This is a genomic window from Pelomonas sp. Root1444, from assembly GCF_001426885.1.
In the GTDB taxonomy this organism is placed as follows: Bacteria; Pseudomonadota; Gammaproteobacteria; order Burkholderiales; family Burkholderiaceae_C; genus Pelomonas.
In genome coordinates this window covers 868960-888627 of the sequence record NZ_LMFP01000003.1, presented here as the reverse complement: position 1 = coordinate 888627, position 19668 = coordinate 868960, and the positions used below count along the sequence as shown (strand labels likewise).

Here is a 19668-nt window from a genome sequence, read left to right as displayed (position 1 = left end):
CGAGATTGGCCCGCCGATCGCGCCAGCCGTCAGCGCCTTCAGACCGAGCCGAGGCTCGCCGCCGGCCGCAGCGCGCCAACCTCGGTGCCGCGCCAGTTGCGCAGCACGAGGTGGCTGTAGCCGCGCAAGACCTCGTCCTCGCTCTTCAGCAGCCGCTGCGCGACGGCGGCCATCGCCGCCTCTGCCGCGCGGGCGGCGCCGTCGTCGATCTTCAGCGCCACGCCGAGGCCCAGCTCGGGCAAAGCCGCGCAATAGACGCCCTCCGCACCGATCTTGCAGAACAGCCGCTCGCCGAACGCCTGCATGACGCGGGTGTCGAAGCGGTCGGTACCGCCGACCATGAAGGGCGCCGCGGCCACGGCTTGACGCAGCCGGCGCGCGGCGCGCGCATGGCCCGCCGACAGGCCCTGACCCGTGCCGGCGCGTGCGAAGGCCAGCGCCAGCGAGCGCAGCGGCAGCGCGAAGGTCGGGATGGAGCAGCCGTCGATGCCGCGCGGCGCCTGCTCGACGTCCACGCCGGTGGCGATCGACAGCGCCGCCGACACCTCACGCATCACGGGGTGCCCGGCCGCGACGTAGCCGCGCGCGAATTCGGCCGGCTCGGCGCCGGCATTGCGTGCCATCAGGCAGGCCACGCAGACGAAGCCGCCGTGCTTGCCCGAGCAGTTGTTGTGCAGCGGCGTGGCCACCTCGCCGCGCGCGGCCATCGCGCGCAGCACCGGTTCGCGGCTGGGCCACTGGGTGCCACATTCCAGCGCGCCGGCGTCCAGCCCCAGCTTGGCCAGCACGCCGGCGGCGGTCGCGACATGGGCGGGCTCGCCGCTGTGCGAGGCGCAGGCCAGGGCCAGCTCCTCGTCGGTCAGCCCGAAGGCCTCGGCCGCGCCGCTGGCCACCAGCGGCAGCGCCTGCAGCAGCTTGACGGCCGAGCGCGGGAAGATGGGCCGCTCGATGTCGCCTAGCGCCGTGTGCACGGCGCCGGAGGCATCGACGATGGCCAGCGCGCCGGCATGGCGCGATTCGACGGTGCCGCCACGCAGCACTTCGATGAGGACGGGGTTCATGGCCGCTCGTGAGGTGGCAAAGGCGCGAGCCTAAACCTCCTCGGCGGCCGGCGGCAGCTTGGCGACGACCTTGATCTCGAACTGGAACCCGTAGAGCCAGGTCACGCCGACGCCGGTCAGCGTGGGGTAGGGCGCCTCGCCCCAGTACTCGGGCACGATGGCCCAGATTTTCTCGAAGTTGGCCTCGGGGTCGACGATGTAGACCGTCACGTCCTGCACGTCCGCAAAGCTGCAGCCCGCGGCGGCAAGGACCGCGTTGAGGTTGTCGAAAGCCAGGCGCACCTGGGCCGCCAGGTCGGGCTCGGGCGAGCCGTCGGGCCGGCTGCCGACCTGGCCCGACACGAACAGCAGGCCGTTGGCGCGCACGGCCGGCGAGTAGCGGTTGCGCTCATACAAGGCCTGGCGCCCGGCGGGGAAGACGACGTCGCGTCGAGTCATTGAAATCTCCAAGAAGAAGCGGTCACTGCACTCTAGGCAGCGGTGCCCGGCCGATCTAGGCGCCGCGGCGGACAGCAGTGTTTGGTGTCGCTGGACAATCCCGGCCGAAGGAGGGCCGCGATGGATCGCTTCGATGCCATGCAGGCGTTCGTGCGGGTGGTGGAGACGGGCAGCTTCACCAAGGCGGCCGAGGTGCTGCAGCTCAGCCGTGCGCGCGTGACGCAGCTCGTGCAGCAGCTGGAGGGCCGCTTGCGCGTGCGCCTGCTGAACCGCACGACGCGCCGCGTGCAGCCCACGGCCGACGGTGCCGCCTACTACGCGCGGGCGCTGCGCTTGCTGGCCGAGCTGGACGAGGTGGAGAGCAGCCTGTCCGGTGCGTCCGACGCGCCGCGCGGCCGGCTGCGGGTGGACGTGCCCACGCCGTTGGCGCGGTTGGTGCTGGTGCCGGCGCTGCCGGGTTTCCATGCGCGCTACCCGGAGCTGCAGCTGGAGCTGGGCGTCAGCGACCGGCTGGTGGACCTGATCGGCGAGAACGTGGACTGCGTCGTGCGCGGTGGCGAGCTGAGCGACCCGTCGCTGGTGGCGCGGTGCGTCGGCGAGCTGCTGCTTGGCGTCTATGCGGCGCCGGCCTATCTGGCGCGTGCCGGCGTGCCCTCCCATCCCGGCGAGCTGGCGAGCAGCCACCACCGTGTCGTCGGCTTCCGCAGCCCGCGCGCGGGCCGGCCCTTGTCGTATGCCATGACGCGCGGCGACGAACAGCTGGACGTGCAAGGCCATGCGCTGCTGTCGGTGGATGACGGCAATGCCTATCTCGCGGCCGGGCTGGCCGGCATCGGCGTGCTCTGGCTGCCGCACTACATGGCCGGGCCGCATGTGGAGGCCGGCGCGCTGCGGCCGCTGTTCGAGGACTGGACGCTGGCGCCGATGCCGCTGTACCTGGCCTACCGGCCCAACCCGCATGTCAGCGCGCGGCTGCGTGTCTTCATCGACTGGGTGGTGGCGCTGCTCGCCCGCGAACTGCCGCGCTGACTGCCGGCCCCGGACTCAGTCCACGTGCACGCGGTTGCGGCCGCCACGCTTGGCGGCGTAGAGCGCATGGTCGGCGCGGTGCAGCAGGCTGTCGGCCGCCAGCGGCGGCGCACCCCCGGCGATGCCGACGCTGATGCGCACGCCCAGCCCCGGCGTGACGGCCGCCCAGTCGTGCTCGGCCACGGCCAGGCGCAGGCGCTCGCAGATTTCGGCGGCCTGCTGCGGCGCGATGCCCACCAGCACCGCCATGAACTCCTCGCCGCCTGTGCGGGCCATCAGGTCGGCGCTGCGCAGGCGGTGGCGCAGCAGTTGCGCGAGCTGCTGCAGCACGGCGTCTCCCACCGCATGGCCGTGGGTGTCGTTGATCTTCTTGAAATGATCCACGTCCAGCGCCGCGACGCTGATGACCTGGCCGGCCATGCGCGCGCCCTCGACCAGCAGCGGCAGCGCGAACTCGGCGTGGCGCCGGTTGTGCAGGCCGGTCAGCACGTCTTCATGGGCGGCACGGTCCAGCGCCATGGCGTGCTCGCGCAGGCGCTGCTGTTCGTTCTCCAGATGCGCCGCGCGGGCGCGCTCGCGGCGGGCGTCGGCATCGGCGCTGTCGGCGCGGGCCTGGGCCTGCTCGACCTGTTCGCGGATCAGGATGACCTCGGTCTGCAGCACCAGGTTGTCGCGGTTGATCTGGCGGTCCAGGCCGAAGAGGGCCTCCAGCCACTTGAGCGCCTCGCGGTGCTGGCCGCTGGCCTTGTGCGTCTCGTACAGCGACCGGATGAGCAGCCGGCGCAGCTTGGGCGGCGGCTCGACAGCGGCATGCAGCAAGGCCTCCAGGATGGCCGCGGCCTGCAGCGGCTCGCCCTTCAGGCGCAGGAAGGTGGCGCGCTGCGCATCGGCCTCCACCGCCAGCGGGCGGTAGCCGTGGTCGTGGGCGAGGTGGCCGAATTCGTTGAGCAGCGGCAGGGCCTCGTCGGGCCGGTTGCCGGCCAGCAGCGCGTTGACGAGGTTGGAGACGGCCACCGCCACCTTGAACGGGCTGGCCGAGCGGCGCGCCAGCACGGTGGCCTGCTCGGCGGTGCGGCGTGCGTGGGCCACCGCGTCGGCCAGCGCTGCCGTGTCGCCGATCGCCTGGGCCTCCTCGACGCGGCGCAGCCAGAAATAGGCCAGGTTGTTGTGGCAGGAGAACAGCACTTCGGCGGCCTCCGCACGCGCGGCGATCTCCAGCGCCTGCTCAGCCGAGGCGCAGGCTTGGGCCAGGTTCTCCAGGCTTGAATAGGCCACGCCGACGCGATTGAGCGCCCAGGCCTCGCGAACCGCGTCGCCGGCCCGGCGCGCCGCGGCGAGCGCCCGCATGCCCGACGCCAGCGCCTCGCGGCCCATCAGCAGCTGACCATAGACGAAGGACTGCGACGTCAGCGCATCGGCCAGCAGGCTGTCGTCGCCCAGACGCTCGGCCAGCGCCAGGGCCTCCGTGGCGCAGCGGGCGCTCGACGTCAGCCGGCCGACGCGCGGGTACTGGTGGGCCAGCAGCGCGAGCGTCTCGCCGCGACGGCGCAGCTCGGCCGGTGGGCACGTCAGCAGCAACTGCTCCAGCGCCTCGCTGGACGCCTCGTAGGCCCCGGCCTGCGCATGCTGGCGCTGCACGGCGAAGGCGGCGTCGAACGCGGCGGCGTCGAAGCCGCGGCCGTCCGCGGGCAGGCTGGGGAGGTCTAGCAGGTCTGACATGGGAAGCTGGCGATTCTGCCTAGCCCCAGAATGCCGGCCATGACGATGCGCACCATTTTCGGGATCGACTTCACGAGTGCGCCCCGCCGTGCCAAGCCCATCCGCGTCGCCGAAGGTCACCGCCACGGCAGCGTCGTGCGGCTGGCTGGGTTGACAGCGCTGGACAGCCTGGACGCCTTCTCTGCCTGGCTGGCCCGGCCGGGGCCCTGGGTCGGCGGCTTCGACCTGCCGTTCGGCCTGCCGCGCGAGTTGGTCGAGCACCTGGGCTGGCCAACCGACTACACGGCGTTGATGAGCCATTACGCCAGCCTGAGCCGCGCGGAGATCCGCGACCGCTTTGCCGCCTTCTGCGACGCGCGGCCGGTGGGCGCGAAGTTCGCCCACCGCGCCTGCGATGCGCCAGCCGGCGCCAGCACCAGCATGAAGTGGGTCAACCCGCCCGTGGCCTGGATGCTGCACGCCGGCCTGCCGCGGCTGATCGCAGCGGGCGTGCATCTGCCCGGCCATCTCGCCGGCGACCCGAGCCGCGTGGCGCTGGAAGCCTATCCGGGCCTGCTGGCGCGCGAGCTGATCGGGCGGCGTTCGTACAAGAGCGACAGCAAGGCGGCGCAGACGCCGGAGCGGCTGATCGCGCGGCTGGGGCTGGTCGATGCGCTGGAGCAGGGGCGGTCACGGCTGGGATTGCGCTTGAAGCTCAGCCACGCGCAGCGCGACGCGCTGGTGGCCGATGCGAGCGGCGACGGCCTGGACGCGGTGCTGGCCATGCTGCAGGCCGCCTGGGCCGCCGAGCAGCCGGACTACAGCTGGCCGCCGGGCGTGGACCCGATCGAAGGGTGGATCGTCGGCGCGTGAGGTGACGCTTCAGTCTTTCAGCCCGCGCATCCACGCGCCGTGGGCGGCCTCGAACATCGTTCGCCCCGCCAGCGCCGCCGGGTCCTTGGCCAGGGCCAGCCAGTCCAGCGTGTCGTGGTGGCTGCCGGGGATGAGTTCGGCCGAGCGTTCGGCGACGAGCCAGGCGTGCAGCCTGGCGTAGAGCTCGGGGTGGCGCTCGCGCGTCCAGGCCAGGCCGACAAGGTCGCCATAACCTTCCTCGCGGCGGGTGGATCGCATCGCGAGCCAAGCCTGGCGCAGGTCGGGCGCCAGGTTGTCGGGCGCGTGGGCCGCCACGAAGCCGGCCGGCGTGCCGTGCCACGCACCGTCGAGGTAGCGGCGGCAGTGGCCCAGCTCATGGGCGGCCATCAGTTCCAGCGTGGCAGTGAGCAGCGCCGGGTCGATGCTGTCGAGCTGGCGTTGGACCTGCGGGTTGCCGCGCATCGACAGCACCAGCTTGCAGCGGCCGTCGACGAAGCCGAGCGCCAGCGGGGCGTGGCCGGGTGCGTCCTGCGGCTGGACGACGAGGTCCAGCGGCAGCGCCAGCGCCTCGCGCGCGTGGCTGACGACGGGCCAGATGCCCTGCAGCCAGCGCGTTTCCTGCGCGGTCAGGTCGGCGGACAGCGCCGCCTGCGACAGCGCGCCGGACAGCAGGACGAGGGTGGTGAACAGGCGACGCAGCACGGCAGACACTTCCTTTGGAAGCATCTTCGGGCGGGTGCGCCGCGTCTTGACAGCGCGGCCGCGGGCGTTCGTGAACTATGCGGATGAATCGGGCGCGAGGTGCTTCGGCCCTGGCTACTTGCGCATCAGCGTGCTCTTGCCGAACAGCGATTCAACGAGGTCGACCGCCACCAGCGCCGTCTTGTTGCGCTCGTCCAGTGCCGGGTTCAGCTCCATCACGTCCATGGACGCCAGCCGGCCGGTGTCGTTGATCATTTCCATGCACAGGTGCGCCTCCCGGTAGGTCGGGCCGCCGCCCACTGTCGTGCCGACGCCGGGCGCCATCACGGGGTCGAGGAAGTCGACGTCGAAGCTGACGTGCAGGTGGGTGTTGTCGTCCAGCGTCGCCAGCGCCAGCTCCATCGTGTGGCGCATGCCCATCTCGTCGATGAAGCGCATGTCGAACACTTCCAGGTCGTGCTCGTGCACGAAGGCGCGCTCGCCCTCGTCGACGCTGCGGATGCCGATCTGGCGGATCCACTTGGGGCTCACGGCGGGCACATGGCCACCGATCTCGATGAGCTCTTTCGGCCCGAAGCCGCATAGGCACGCGACCGGCATGCCGTGGATGTTGCCGCTGGGGGTCAGCGCGCTGGTGTTGAAGTCCGTGTGCGCGTCCAGCCACAGCACGCGCAGCTTCTTGCCGGTGTCGCGGCAATGGTGGGCCACCGCGGCGATGGAGCCCAGGCCCAAGCAGTGGTCGCCGCCCAGCAGCATGGGCATGCGGCCGGTCTTGAGTTCCTGGTAGACGGCGTCGTGGACGATGCGGTTCCAGGCCACGACCTCGTCGAGGTGGCGGTAGCCGGCCACCGGCGGGGCCCAGGGGTTGGACGGGCCGACCAGGTTGCCGCGGTCGACGACGTCCACGCCGCGCGCCCGCAGCGCCTCGGCCAGGCCCGCCACGCGGATGGCCTCGGGGCCCATGCTGGCGCCGCGCACGCCGGCGCCGACGTCGGTCGGCGCGCCGATCAGGGAGACATTGCGTAGTTTGGTCATGGGGCAGTCACGCTGGAGAGTTCGGGTTCGGCCTCGAGCACGCTCCAAGCTTCCTCGGCGGTCTCGACGTAATGGAAGAGCTTCTCGTCGCCCGGGCTGATCATGCCGGTTTCGAGCAGCAGCTCGATGTTGAGCAGCTTGCTCCAGAACTCGCGCCCGAACAGCAGGATGGGGCGGCGGCGGCTCTTGCGGGTCTGGATCAGCGTCAGCGTCTCGAACAGTTCGTCCAGCGTGCCGAAGCCGCCGGGGAAGCACACCAGGGCCACCGCGCGCATCAGGAAATGCATCTTGCGCAGGCCGAAGTAGTGGAAGCGGAAGCACAGCTCCGGCGTGATGTACGGGTTGGGGTACTGCTCGTGCGGCAGCACGATGTTCAGCCCGACGCTCTTGCCGCCCACCTCGTAGGCGCCGCGGTTGCCGGCCTCCATGATGCCGGGGCCGCCCCCGGTGGCGACGACGACGGGGCGGCCGCGCTCGGCGCATCCGGTCGTCGCGATCTGCGCGAAGCGGCGGGCCTCTTCGTAATAGCGGCTCATCTGCAGTTTGCTGCGCGCGATGCGCAGCGCGGCCTCGTCGCCGCTGGCCTCGGCCGCGGCCATCAGGTCATGCGCGGCGTCGGCCGACAGGATGCGCGCGCTGCCGAAGATGACGATGGTGGACTTGACCCCCTGCTCGTTGAGCATCAGCTCGGGCTTCATCAGCTCCAGCTGCATGCGCACGTGACGCATGTCCTGGCGCAGCAGGAAGCTCTCGTCCTTGAAGGCCAGTTCGTAGGCGCTGCCGGGGCCGTCGTACTCGGGGTGGGGCGGCAGGTTGCGGCACTCTTCCTTGGCGGTCGGGAAGTTGCGCGTCGGGACGTCGGTGGGCTTCATGAGAGGGGCGATTGTGGGCAGGTCAACGCCGGATTTTGTGCCGCGTTGCCGCGGCCCCGCGGGATTTCATCCAGAGCAGACGGCGCATTGCGGATCGCGCTGCATCGCGATCTCGCTCCACTGCATGCGCCGGCCGTCCAGCATCAGCAACCGCCCGGCAAGCGGCTCGCCCACGCCGGCCAGCAGCTTCAGCGCCTCGGCGGCCTGCATGCTGCCGATGATGCCCACCATCGGCGCGAACACGCCCATGGTGGCGCAGGCCACGTCCTCGAAGCCCGACTCGGGCGGGAACAGGCAGGCATAGCAGGGCTGCTCCCGCGAGCGGCTGTCATAGACGCTGATCTGGCCGTCGAACCCGATGGCCGCGCCGGACACCAGTGGCCGGGCATGCCGCACGCAGGCCGCGTTGACGAGATGGCGGGTCGCGAAGTTGTCGGTGCAGTCGATGACGACGTCGACGCGCGGCACCTCCGCGTTCAGCAGGGCCGCGTCCGCCTTCGCGTTGAGCGCGCGCACCTGCACGCCGGGATTGAGGGCGGCCATGCGCGCGGCGGCCGACTCGACCTTGGGCTGGTCGAGGCTGCTCATGTCGTGGGCAATCTGGCGCTGCAGGTTGGTCAGCGACACGGCGTCGTGGTCGACGAGCGTGATGCGGCCGACGCCACTGGATGCGAGATACAGCGCCACCGGCGAGCCCAGGCCGCCCGAGCCGACGATGAGCGCCTTGGCGTCGAGCAGGCGCTGCTGGCCCTCGATGCCGATCGCGTCGAGCAAGATGTGGCGGGAGTAGCGCAGCAGGTCGTCGTCGGTCATGGCGGCAGGATAGCGCCGGCGCCCTTCGGACACTAAGCCCGCGCCAGGCAAGGGTTGCCCGTGCTCGCGACACTCGCGCCGATGCACTCCCAGCCCCCTGCCACCACCCTCAGCCCGGCGCTGACGCTGTTGCTCGCGACAGCCACCGGCCTCGCCGTCGCATCCATCTACTACGTCCAGCCGCTGCTCGGCCTGCTGTCCGATCAGTTCGGCGTGGGCAGCGCCGCGATCGGCTTGCTGCCCACCTTGACGCAGCTCGGCTATGCCGCAGCCATCCTGCTGCTGTCGCCGCTGGGCGACCGCTTCGACCGCCGTCGCATCATTGCCATCAAGGCCGCGGGGCTGGTGGCAGCGCTCGCGTTCGCGGCGCTGGCGCCCGGCTTCGCGGCCCTGTGCATCGCCAGCGTGGCCATCGGCCTGATGGCCACCTTGGCGCAGGATCTGGTGCCCGCCGCCGCGACGCTGGCACCGGAGGCCGAACGCGGCAAGCGCGTCGGCCAGGTCATGACCGGCCTGCTGCTGGGCATCCTGCTGTCACGCGTGGCCAGCGGTTCGCTGGCGGCGCTGGCCGGTTGGCGGGCGGTCTATGCGGCCGCGGCGGTCGCCGTCGCGCTGCTGATGCCGCTGCTGTGGCACGGCCTGCCGCGCTTCGTGCCGGCCACGCAGGCGGGCTACGGCTCGCTGCTGGCCTCCATGGCCGGGCTGTGGGTGAAGCACGCGCCGCTGCGGCGGGCGGCGCTGGCGCAGGGGCTGCTCAGCGTCGCCTTCAGCGCCTTCTGGTCGACGCTGGCACTGGTGCTGGCGGGGCCGGAGTTCGGCCAGGGCAGCGCGGTGGCCGGCGCCTTCGGCCTGGCCGGCGCGGCCGGGGCCTTGATCGCGCCGCTGGCCGGTGGCCTGGCCGACCGGCGCGGCCCGCAGGCGGTGATCCGCGCCGGCGCGCTGCTGGTGTTCGTCGCCTTCGCGGTGCAGGCGGTGGCGCCGGCGTCGCTGTGGCTGCTGGTCGGTGTGGCGGTGGTCTTCGACCTCGGCGTGCAGGCCGCGCTGGTGTCGCACCAGAGCGTGGTCTACGGGCTGGATGCCGGCGCGCGCAGCCGGCTGAACGCGGTGCTGGTGAGCGTCATGTTCGTCGGCATGGCCGGCGGCGCGGCGCTGGGCTCGACGCTGCTGGCGGCGTTCGGTTGGCGGGCCGTGCCAGCGCTGGGGGCGGTGGCGGCGCTGGGTGCCTGGGCCATTGCGCGACGCCGCTGACCGCTCGACGCCGGTATCGGCCAGGCAAAAAAATCGGGCCTCTTGCGAGGCCCGTGTGCTTGAAACAGGTGTGCTACTTCGATTTATTCGGTGGTCTTGGCTTCGGCCTTGCGCTCCAGCGGCGCCTTGGACGCGACAACCGGCTGGCCCTTGAGCTTGTTCAGCGCCTGGACGAGCGGGAAGTCCTCGGCCGAGCCGAACTCGGGCAGGGGCTTGGGCGGCTCGGCGCGCTTGGCGTACTCGGCCTCCAGCTTGGCGCGGGCTTCCTCACGGGCCTTCTGGCGGGCTTCATTGTCCTCGGGGCCGTTGTTGAGGTGCTTCTCCAGGTCGGCCTCACGCATGCGCAGCGCGGCGAAGACGTTGCCCTCGGCGGTTTCGTCCAGCATGACGTCGGGCACGATGCCCTTGGCCTGGATGGAGCGGCCGGCCGGCGTGTAGTAGCGTGCCGTGGTGATCTTCAGCGCGGTCTCCGGACCCAGCTGGCGCACGGTCTGCACCGAGCCCTTGCCGAAGGTCTGGGCGCCCATGACGGTCGCGCGCTTGTGATCCTGCAGTGCGCCGGCGACGATCTCACTGGCGCTGGCCGAGCCCTCGTTGACCAGCACCACCATCGGCACGGTCTTGAGCGCAGCGGGCAGGCGCTTGAGCGGGTCGTCACCACCGCGGCGGCGGTAGTCGTCGGGGTCAGCCTTGTAGCTGGCCTTGGACTCGGCGATCTGGCCGTTGGTCGACACCACCTCGACGCCCTTGGGCAGGAAGGCCGCCGACAGCGCGACAGCGCCTTCGAGCAGGCCGCCCGGGTCATTGCGCAGGTCCAGCACCAGGCCCTTCAGGTGGGGTTCCTGCTTGTAGATCTCTTCGAGCTTCCTGGCGAAGTCTTCGATGGTGCGGTCCTGGAACTGGCTGACGCGCAGCCAGGCATAGCCGGGCTCCATGACCTTGCCGCGCACGCTCTGGATCTTGATTTCCTCGCGCACGATGGTGATCGGGAAAGTGCGGTTCTCGGCCTTGCGGTAGATCGTCAGCGACACCTTGGTGGCCGGGTCGCCGCGCATCTTCTTCACCGCCTGGTCGATCGACAGGCCGCGCACGGCGGTGTCGTCGATGCGGCTGATCAGGTCGCCGCTCTTGAGGCCGGCGCGGAAGGCGGGTGAGCCTTCGATGGGCGAGACGATCTTGACCAAGCCGTCTTCCATGCCGATCTCGATGCCGACGCCGACGAACTTGCCACTGGTGCCTTCACGGAATTCCTTGAAGGTCTTCTTGTCGAAGAACTGGGAATGCGGGTCCAGCCCGGACACCATGCCGCCGATCGCGTCGTTGATGAGCTTCTTCTCGTCGACCTGCTCGACGTACTCGGCCTTGACCAGCCCGAAGACCGCAGCGAGCTGCTGCATTTCGTCCAGCGGCAGCGGCGAGAGGCTGCTGCGTGCATTGGCCTGCAGTTGCATCGTGGTGAGCGCACCTGCGACGGCCCCGAGGGCGACCCAACCGGCAACTTTCAATTTGGAGCTCATCAGGGCGAGTCCTTTGATCAACGTGACTCCTGTCGAAACCGCTTGACAGGTGCATCCAGTGTAGCCCCGGGGCTCTGGCGGACCCGTCGATTTACCCGACTGAAACCCTTCAATTTGGCCTTGCAGTGATGGAATGCGCGGGCGTTACCTGTCGGAAGTCATGCGTAACGAAGTGCGCCCGTCAGCAACGCAGCCGCTGGCCCGCCAGCGTGCAGGTGGCCAGCGGCTGGCCCAGTGTGTTGAACGCCTGCAGCTGCCAGCCCAGCGGGGTGGCGGTCAGCAGCGAGAAGCCGAACTCGCTGTGGCTCTGGAAGGTCTCCAGCTGCACGCCCGGCAGCGGCTCGGCCCGCAATGCCGCCGCAGCATTGAGGCGGCCGGAGGCGGCCGAGCCGCCGTTGCCGATGACGAGGCTGGCGGGCTGGTTGGTGGCGAAGCCCAGCACCTGGTGGATGTGCAGATGGCCGTGCAGCGTGGCCTGCACGCCCGGCGGGAGGAGCCGGCCCGGCGTGGCGTCCTCCAGCAGCGGCGTCAGCCCCGAACGCACCGTGCCCGGCGCCCCGCTGCGGCTGGGGCTGAAGGCCAGGCTCGGATGGTGGCTGAGGAAGAGGCTCTGCGTGCGCTCCCGCGACAGCTCGGTGACGCGGTCGAGCTGCTGGCGCCAGCGCGCCCAGGCGGGCGAGCCGGCCGGCGGCGTGCCGCTGCCGATTTCCGCGGAGTCGAAGACGATGAGCTGGCGGCGCGGCGACAGCGGCACGGCGAAGGGCGCGGTGAAATCGCCCTCGTTGACGCTGCCGGCGGCCACCTCGGGCTGGCAGGCGCGGGCGGTGCCGGGCTCGGCGTCCAGGTAGCGCAGCCAGCCCTGGCCCGCGCGCGAGCAGGCCTCATGGTTGCCACGCACGAACACCCAGGGCGCGGCCGCCAGCAGCGCGCGGGCCGGCTGGAAAAAGTCGGCCTGCCAGGCGTCGTCGCCGTAGCCCCAGGGGCTGCCGGCGCAGCCCGCCAGGCCGGGTGGGCAGGGGCTTTCGCGGTAGTGGTAGTCGCCCACGTGGACGACCAGGTCGGGCTTGAGCGCCAGGGCGCGGGCCAGCACGCGTGGGAAGGGCCAGCGGGACGTGTCGTTGCAGGCCTGGAAGTCCTTGTCGCTGGCCTTGAGCCGGCAGCCGGTGTCGCCGATGACGACGATGCGGCGCAGCTCGGCGGCGGGCGCCCGCAGCGTGAGGGCGCCCACCTGCACGCTCGTGGCGTCGGCAGGCCAGGGCGCTTCGCAAGCGCGCAGCGTGAACTGCGTGGGCCTGCGTTCCGGTTGGGTGTTGCCCGGCGGTGATGGCTCCTCGCCGGGTGCGCTGCGCGGCTGCATGACCGCCGCCGCGCCGGCCCAGTGCAGCGTCGGGCAGCTGGCCTCGGCGGTCAGGGCGCGCACAGCCCAACCCGGGCCGGCGACGGCCTGGACCCAGGCTTGCTGCAGGCCGACGGCGGGCGGCGCGGCCGGCGGTTCGCCCGGCGGGGTGGCGGCGCAGCCGGCCAGCAGGGTCGACACGAGGGCGAGGGCGCGAGGGGTCATGAAAGCAGTCAACTGTGTGAGCGGCGCAAGGTTAGCCGCGCGCCAGCCGGCGCGAGCCGGTAGATTGCCGCCCATCCCCAACTTCACTGCCCGCCATGCCCGCCTTCAGCCGCTCCGCCCTGCTTGCGCTGGTACTGTCGTCGCCGGCGTTTGCCGCCCAGATCGGCGTCATCCCGCCGGCCGAGCCACTGACGGCCGAGCGCGTGGCCGCCCTGCCGGCCGCCGAGCGCGCCGCGTGGGTGGACTACCTGGCCCGTTCCGCTGCCCAGCGCGCCGCCGACCGCGCCGCGCTGGCGGCGGAGCGCAAGGGCCTGGCGGCCTGGCCGGCGGCGCCGGCCGGCGGCAACGGCGAGGCCAGCATGCCGCTGGACAAACCGGCCGACTGGTACGCGAGCGAAGCCGCGCTGCAGGTCGCGCGCAACATCCTCAGCTACCAGACGCCGGCCGGCGGCTGGGGCAAGAACCAGCCGCGCGACAAGCCGCCGCGCGAGCGCGGCCAGAGCTACGTCGCCGACAACAGCCCCAAGAAGCCGGCCGTCGCCGGTGATTTCGACAAGGCCGAAGACGCCCAGTGGAGTTATGTCGGCACCATCGACAACGACGCGACCATCACCGAGATCCGCTTCCTGGCCCGCGTGGCCGCCGCGCAACCCGGCGCGCCCGGCGAGGCCTACCGCCAGGCGGCGCAGCGCGGCGTGGCCTACCTGCTGGCGGCGCAGTTCCCGGGCGGCGGCTGGCCCCAGGTGTGGCCGCTGCAGGGCGGCTACCACGACGCCATCACGCTGAACGACAACGCGCTGGTGGAGGTGGCCGAGCTGATGGGCGACATCGGACGGGGCGAAGCGGATCTGGGCTTCCTGCCCGCATCGCAGCGCACGGCGGCCGCGGCCGCCGAGGCCAAGGCCGTGCAACTGCTGCTGGCAACGCAGATCCGTGTGAACGGCAAGCTCACGCTGTGGGCGCAGCAGCATGACGCGCTGACGCTGGCGCCCGCGTCGGCGCGCAACTACGAGCCGCCGGCGCTGAGCAGTGGCGAGAGCGCCAAGGTGTTGGCCTTCCTGATGGGCCTGCCCCAGCCGTCACCCGCCGTCGTCGAGGCGGTACGCGCCGGCGTCGCGACGCTGAAGGCCCTCGGCGTGCGGGACCGCGCCTTCGTCAAGACAGACGACGGGCGCAAGCTGGTGGTGCAGCCGGGCGCCGGCCCGCTGTGGGCGCGCTACTACGACCCCGCGACGCTCAGGCCCGTGTTCGGCGACCGTGACAAGAGCCTGCACGACGACGTCAACGACATCAGCCTGGAGCGGCGCAACGGCTATGCCTGGTGGGGCAACTGGCCGCAGAAGACGCTGGCGGCCTACGACGCCTGGGCCGTCAAGTGGATCAGGCAGCCTTCCTGAGCTCGAAGCGCTTGATGTCGCCGACGACGAACAGATAGCAGCACACGGCCACCAGCGCGTTGGCCGCGACGAACACCAGCGCCGCGTTGAACGAGCCCGTGCCCTTGACCAGGTAGCCGATCACGATGGGCGTCGTGATGCCGGCCGTGTTGCCGAAGGTGTTGAACAGCGCGCCGGAGAGGCCGGAGATCTCCTTGGGCGAGGTGTCCGACACGACAGCCCATCCGAGCGCGCCCAGGCCCTTGCCGAAGAAGGCCAGCGACATGATGGCGACGACGACGGCCGAGCTGTCGACATAGTTGCACAGGATCATGCTGGTGCTCAGCAGCATGCCCACGACGATGGGCGTCTTGCGGGCGAAGGTGAGGCTTTTTCCGCGGCGCAGCAGGCCGTCGGAGATCAGCCCGCCCAGCACGCCGCCGGCAAAGCCGCAGATGGCCGGCAGCGCCGCGACGAAGCCGGCGCTGAGGATGGACATGCCGCGCTCCTTGACGAGGTAGACCGGGAACCAGGTCAGGAAGAAGTAGGTCAGCGTCGTGATGCAGTACTGGCCCACGTAGACGCCCATCAGCATGCGGTTGGAGAGCAGCTGCTTGATGTAGCCCAGCTTGGGCGAGGCGGGCGCGAAGCTGCGGCTCTGCGTGCCGGGCTGGTCCATGTTCAGGAGCGCGCCGCCGGCGGCGATGTGGTCCAGCTCGGCCTGGTTGACGCCCGGATGGGTCCGGGGCGTGAAGACGGTCTTCAGCCACACGGCGCTCAGCAGGATGCCCAGCAGGCCCATGACGACGAACACGGCCGGCCAGCCGTAGCTGTGCGTGATCCAGCCCATCAGCGGCGCGAACAGCACGGTGGCGAAGTACTGGGCCGAGTTGAAGATGGCCGACGCCGTCCCGCGCTCGGCCGCAGGAAACCAGCTCGCGACGATGCGGCCGTTCGCCGGGAAGGACGGGGCCTCCGCCGCACCGACGAGGAAGCGCAACGCGAACAGCGTGACGACGGCCAGGCCCACGTTGGCGGCAATGAAGCTGATGCCGCCCTGCAGCAATGTGAAGACGGACCACAGGCAGATGCTGGCCGCGTAGACGAGCTTGGAGCCGAAACGGTCCAGCAGCCAGCCGCCAGGCAGTTGCGCGATGACGTAAGACCAACCGAAGGCCGAAAAGATGTAGCCCATCGTCACCGAGTCGATGCCCAGGTCCTTCGACAACGCGGGGCCGGCGATGGACAGCGTGGCGCGATCGGCGTAGTTGATCGTCGTGACGATGAAGAGCATGGCCAGGATGGCGAAGCGCTTCTTCGTGCGGACGGCGCTGCCGCTGGCGGCTTGGGCCAGCGAGGCGGTGGTGGTGCTCATGGGAGTCTCCGGGCAATGCGGCAGCTCCGCCTCTTGCCGGGCGGTCGTGCCGAAAGGGTGGGATCAGGCCTGGGTGTAAGCCGTCTTCACGGTCGTGTAGAACTCGGCGGCGTAGCGGCCCTGCTCGCGCGGGCCGTAGCTGCTGCCCTTGCGGCCGCCGAAGGGCACGTGGTAGTCCACGCCCGCGGTCGGCAGGTTGACCATCACCATGCCGGCCTGCGCGTGGCGCTTGAAGTGCGTCGCGTGCTTCAGCGAAGTCGTCGCGATGCCCGCGGCCAGGCCGAACGGTGTGTCGTTGGACAAGGCGAGCGCCTCTTCGTAATCCCGCGCGCGGATGACGCTGACGACCGGGCCGAACACCTCTTCGCGATTGATGCGCATGGCGGGGGTCGTGTCGGTGATCAGCGCCGGTGTCAGGTAGAAGCCCGGCGCGCCGTCGGCGTTGGTCTCGATGCGCTCGCCGCCGTGGGCCAGCTTGCCGCCCTCGGTCTTGGCGATGCCGATGTAGTCGGTGTCCTGGCCGAGCTGGCTGGCATCCACCACCGGGCCGATGTCGGTGCCGGCCTTGCGGGCGTCGTCCACTTTCAGGCCCTTCATCTTCTCGACCATGGCGGCGATGAAGCGGTCATGGATGCCTTCCGTCACGATCAAGCGCGACGAGGCGGTGCAGCGCTGGCCGGTGGAGAAGAAGCCGCTGTTGACGGCAGCGTTGACGGCCACGCCGAGGTCGGCGTCGTCCAGCACGATCATGGGGTTCTTGCCGCCCATCTCGAGCTGGAACTTGGCCATGCGGGCGACACAGGCGGCGGCCACCTTCTGGCCGGTGGCGACCGAGCCGGTGAAGCTGATGGCCGCCACGCGTGGGTCGTTCAGCAGCTTCTCGCCGACCACCGAGCCGCGGCCCATGACGAGGTTGAACACGCCGGCCGGCAGGCCGCTGCGCGACAGGATCTCGGCCAGTGCCCAGGCCGAGCCGGGCACGAGGTCGGCCGGCTTGAAGACGACGCAGTTGCCCCAGGCCAGCGCCGGCGCGATCTTCCAGGCGGGAATGGCGATGGGGAAGTTCCACGGCGTGATGAGGCCCACGACGCCGACGGCTTCACGCGTGATCTCGACGCCGACGCCGGGGCGCACGGACGGCATCGTCTCGCCGCCCGGGCGCAGCGCCTCGCCGGCGAAGAACTTGAAGATGTTGCCGGCGCGCTGGACCTCGCCGATGGCCTCGGGCAGCGTCTTGCCTTCCTCGCGGGCGAGGAGGTCGCCCAGCTCGGCGCGGCGGGCCAGGATCTCGGTGCCGACGGCGTCCAGGATGTCAAAGCGCTGCTGCGGCGTGGACAGGCTCCAGGCCGGGAAGGCGGCCGTGGCCGCCGCGATGGCCAGGTCGGCCTGGGCGGCGTCGGCCTGCGCGTACTCGCCGATCAGGTCGCGGGTGTCGGAGGGGTTGATGTTGCGGGAGACGTGAGGGCCTTCGGTCCAGGCGCCGGCGATGTAGTTCGGTTTCATGGGGACTCCGCGATGAAGAAAAGGAAAGGCAGTGCGGACGCCGCCGACTGGGCTAACGGACGCATTTCGGGGCGAGCGCCGGGCCGCTCCCAAGCCGGCCCGTCTGGCGATGTGCGAGCGGGGTACGCCCCGCGAGCATCGCCGTCCCCCCGGGGGACCGACTGGGCTGGCCCGCGTCCAGCGGCGCAAGACCGGGCGAGGGGCGCACGTTCACTTCAATCGAGCTTGACGCCGCCCTTGGCGACCACCTGGGCCCAGCGCTTGCGCTCGGCGTCGAAGAAGCTGGCGAACTCAGCCGTAGTCATGGTACGGACCTCGGCGCCCTGCGAGACCAGGCGCTCGCGCACCTCGGGCGAACGAATGACCTCGGTCAGCACGGCGTTGAGCTTGGCCAGCGCGGCCGGTGGCATGCTGGCCGGCGCCAGCACGCCCTGCCAGGTGCCGGACTCGAAGCCCTTGATGCCCTGCTCGGCGACGGTGGGCACGTTGGCCAGCAGCGGCACACGCGTGCCCTTGGACACCGCCAGCACCTTGAGCTTGCCGGACTGCACATGAGGCAGGGTGGCCAGCATGCCGTTCATCGTGACCTCGGTCTGGCCGGCAATCGTGTCGGCCACCGACTGCGCGCCGCCCTTGTAGGGGATGTAGGTCCACTTCGCGCCGGTGGCCTGCTCGACAGCGACCCCGGCCAGGTGGGGCGCGCTGCCCAGCGCCGTGACGGCGAAGTTCAACGACCGGGTCTTGGACAGCGCCACCAGTTCGCCAAGGTTGTTCGCCGGCACGCCGGGATGGACCACCAGCAGGTGGGGCGAATAGGCCAGCATGGTCACGCCGCGCAGGTCCTTGGACGGGTCGAAGGGCAGCTTGGTGTAGACCGAGGGGGCGATGGCCAGCGCGCCGACGTCGCACAGCAGCAGGGTGTGGCCGTCGGTGGACTTGGCGACGGCGTCCGCGCCCATGTTGCCGCTGGCGCCCGGGCGGTTGTCGACGATGACGTTCTGCTTCAGCGCCGCGCCCAGTTGGGTGCTGATGGCGCGGGCGATGATGTCCGACGAACCGCCCGGCGGATAGGGCACGACCAGCTTGATGGGCCCGGTAGGCCAGGCGGGAGACGCCGGCGCCGCCGTAGCCGCGGTAGCCAGGGTCAGGCTGGACAGCAGGATCAGGCCGAGGCGGGGGAGTTTGGTCATGGGAAGGTCTCTCCGTGGAGCGCCGACCTCGGGGCCGGCGCAGGTTCAGCGCACCATGCAGGGCCGCTTGTTGTCGAAGGTCCAGTTCGGCACCAGGTATTGCATCGCGATCGCGTCGTCGCGGCTGCCCAGGCCATGCTGCAGGTACAGCTGGTGCGCGGCCTCGACGGCCGCCATGTCCAGCGTCACGCCCAGGCCCGGCTGGGTGGGCACGGCCACCTCGCCGCCGACGATCTGCAGCGGGTTGGCGGTCAGCTGCTGGCCGTCCTGCCAGATCCAGTGCGTGTCGATCGCGGTGACCCGGCCCGGCACGGCGGCCGCGGCATGGGTGAACATGGCCAGCGAGACGTCGAAGTGGTTGTTGGAATGCGAGCCCCAGGTCAGGCCGAAGTCGCGGCAGGTCTGGCCGACGCGAACGGCGCCCGCCATGGTCCAGAAGTGCGGGTCGGCCAGCGGGATGTCCACCGATTGCAGCGACAGCGAATGCACCAGCTGGCGCCAGTCGGTGGCGACCATGTTGGTGGCCGTGGGCAGGCCGGTGGCGCGGCGGAACTCGGCCATCACCTCGCGGCCCGAGAAGCCGCCCTCGGCGCCGCAGGGGTCCTCGGCATAGGCCAGCACGCCGTGCATGTCGCGCATCAGGCGGATCGCGTCCTGCAGCAGCCAGCCGCCGTTGGGGTCCAGCGTGATGCGCGCCTGGGGGAAGCGCGCCTTCAGGGCCTTGACGGCCTCGACTTCCTCCTCGCCGCGCAGCACGCCGCCCTTGAGCTTGAAGTCCTGGAAGCCGTAGCGGGCCTGGGCCGCCTCGGCCAGCTTGACGATGGCCTCGGGCGTCATGGCCTCTTCATGGCGCAGGCGCAGCCAGGGGTCGGCGGCATCGGGCTGGGTGTCATACGGCAGGTCGCTCTTGCGGCGGTCGCCGACGTAGAACAGGTAGCCCAGCATGGGCACGTGGCTGCGCTGCTGGCCTTCGCCGAGCAGCGCGCACACGGGCACCTCCAGATGCTGGCCCAGCAGGTCCAGCAGCGCCGACTCGATGGCCGTGACGGCATGGATGGTCGTGCGCAGGTCGAAGGTCTGCAGGCCGCGGCCGCCGGCGTCACGGTCGGCGAAGGTCTTCTGCACGGCCTGCAGCAGGCCCTTGTAGGCGCCGATGGGCTGGCCGACGACCAAGGCGCGCGCGTCCTCCAGCGTCTGGCGGATCTTCTCGCCGCCGGGCACCTCGCCCACGCCGGTGTGGCCGGCGCTGTCGGTGAGGATCAGCAGGTTGCGCGTGAAGAAGGGCGCATGCGCGCCGCTGAGGTTGAGCAGCATGCTGTCGCGCCCGGCGACGGGCACGACGCGCAGCTCCTTGATGACGGGGGTGGCGCTCATGGG

17 protein-coding genes are annotated in these 19668 nt (G+C 71.0%); 4 read left to right on the top strand and 13 right to left on the bottom strand.

Translation table 11 applies throughout. From position 1 onward, the window contains the following. Positions 1-38: 38 nt before the first annotated feature. Complete coding sequence (locus ASD35_RS06945) at positions 39-1061, bottom strand: asparaginase (RefSeq protein WP_056874139.1); 1023 nt, start codon at positions 1059-1061, stop codon at positions 39-41. A gap of 30 nt (positions 1062-1091) precedes the next feature. Then, positions 1092-1499: a RidA family protein gene (locus ASD35_RS06940; protein WP_056874138.1), complete on the bottom strand. Its 408-nt coding sequence runs from the start codon at positions 1497-1499 to the stop codon at positions 1092-1094. Positions 1500-1619: 120 nt separating this feature from the next. On the opposite strand from ASD35_RS06940, the gene ASD35_RS06935 reads away from it, so the two are divergent. Then, the gene (locus tag ASD35_RS06935; protein ID WP_056874137.1) at positions 1620-2528 is read left to right on the top strand and encodes a LysR family transcriptional regulator; all 909 of its coding nucleotides are present in this window, start codon (positions 1620-1622) and stop codon (positions 2526-2528) included. A 15-nt stretch (positions 2529-2543) separates the two neighbouring features. Here the strand turns inward: ASD35_RS06935 and ASD35_RS06930 are convergent, their stop codons facing one another. Then, positions 2544-4247 (bottom strand): diguanylate cyclase, encoded by a 1704-nt coding sequence (locus tag ASD35_RS06930; protein ID WP_056874136.1) that lies wholly within the window; start codon positions 4245-4247, stop codon positions 2544-2546. A 39-nt stretch (positions 4248-4286) separates the two neighbouring features. Here ASD35_RS06930 and ASD35_RS06925 point away from each other — a divergent pair, with 39 nt between their 5' ends. Beyond that, on the top strand, positions 4287-5099 hold the full coding sequence (locus ASD35_RS06925; protein ID WP_369819192.1) for a DUF429 domain-containing protein: 813 nt from the start codon (positions 4287-4289) through the stop codon (positions 5097-5099). Positions 5100-5108: 9 nt separating this feature from the next. Here ASD35_RS06925 and ASD35_RS06920 read toward each other — a convergent pair whose 3' ends face one another. The 4 genes from ASD35_RS06920 to ASD35_RS06905 form a co-directional block, all read right to left on the bottom strand. Then, positions 5109-5825 carry a hypothetical protein gene (locus tag ASD35_RS06920; RefSeq protein WP_235538258.1) on the bottom strand — a complete coding sequence of 239 codons (717 nt, stop codon included), beginning with the start codon at positions 5823-5825 and terminating at the stop codon, positions 5109-5111. A 90-nt stretch (positions 5826-5915) separates the two neighbouring features. Further along, positions 5916-6836 carry an arginase gene (rocF, locus tag ASD35_RS06915; protein WP_056874133.1) on the bottom strand — a complete coding sequence of 307 codons (921 nt, stop codon included), beginning with the start codon at positions 6834-6836 and terminating at the stop codon, positions 5916-5918. Further along, positions 6833-7708 (bottom strand): LOG family protein, encoded by an 876-nt coding sequence (locus ASD35_RS06910; RefSeq protein ID WP_056874132.1) that lies wholly within the window; start codon positions 7706-7708, stop codon positions 6833-6835. Before ASD35_RS06910 ends, rocF begins: the two co-directional genes overlap by 4 nt. A gap of 66 nt (positions 7709-7774) precedes the next feature. Then, the gene (locus ASD35_RS06905; RefSeq protein ID WP_056874131.1) at positions 7775-8521 is read right to left on the bottom strand and encodes a molybdopterin-synthase adenylyltransferase MoeB; all 747 of its coding nucleotides are present in this window, start codon (positions 8519-8521) and stop codon (positions 7775-7777) included. A gap of 81 nt (positions 8522-8602) precedes the next feature. Between ASD35_RS06905 and ASD35_RS06900 the strand changes: the two genes are divergently transcribed. After that, complete coding sequence (locus ASD35_RS06900; RefSeq protein ID WP_056874130.1) at positions 8603-9769, top strand: MFS transporter; 1167 nt, start codon at positions 8603-8605, stop codon at positions 9767-9769. A gap of 83 nt (positions 9770-9852) precedes the next feature. On the opposite strand, the gene ASD35_RS06895 is transcribed toward ASD35_RS06900, so the two are convergent. Further along, positions 9853-11286 carry a S41 family peptidase gene (locus tag ASD35_RS06895; RefSeq protein ID WP_056874129.1) on the bottom strand — a complete coding sequence of 478 codons (1434 nt, stop codon included), beginning with the start codon at positions 11284-11286 and terminating at the stop codon, positions 9853-9855. A 181-nt stretch (positions 11287-11467) separates the two neighbouring features. Further along, positions 11468-12847 (bottom strand): metallophosphoesterase, encoded by a 1380-nt coding sequence (locus tag ASD35_RS06890; RefSeq protein WP_056874128.1) that lies wholly within the window; start codon positions 12845-12847, stop codon positions 11468-11470. Positions 12848-12942: 95 nt separating this feature from the next. On the opposite strand from ASD35_RS06890, the gene pelA reads away from it, so the two are divergent. Then, on the top strand, positions 12943-14244 hold the full coding sequence (gene pelA, locus ASD35_RS06885) for a pectate lyase (protein WP_056874127.1): 1302 nt from the start codon (positions 12943-12945) through the stop codon (positions 14242-14244). Here pelA and ASD35_RS06880 read toward each other — a convergent pair. From ASD35_RS06880 to gudD, 4 genes are all read right to left on the bottom strand, one after another. After that, complete coding sequence (locus ASD35_RS06880) at positions 14228-15598, bottom strand: MFS transporter (RefSeq protein ID WP_056874126.1); 1371 nt, start codon at positions 15596-15598, stop codon at positions 14228-14230. The two genes, pelA and ASD35_RS06880, sit on opposite strands and share 17 nt — an antisense overlap. 63 nt (positions 15599-15661) lie before the next feature. Further along, a complete protein-coding gene (locus ASD35_RS06875; protein WP_056874125.1) occupies positions 15662-17101 on the bottom strand; it encodes an aldehyde dehydrogenase family protein in 1440 nt (479 codons plus the stop codon). A gap of 215 nt (positions 17102-17316) precedes the next feature. Beyond that, the gene (locus ASD35_RS06870; protein ID WP_056874124.1) at positions 17317-18291 is read right to left on the bottom strand and encodes a tripartite tricarboxylate transporter substrate binding protein; all 975 of its coding nucleotides are present in this window, start codon (positions 18289-18291) and stop codon (positions 17317-17319) included. Positions 18292-18336: 45 nt separating this feature from the next. Next, positions 18337-19665, bottom strand: coding sequence for a glucarate dehydratase (gudD, locus tag ASD35_RS06865; RefSeq protein ID WP_056874123.1), 1329 nt, complete (start codon positions 19663-19665; stop codon positions 18337-18339). Positions 19666-19668: the final 3 nt, after the last annotated feature.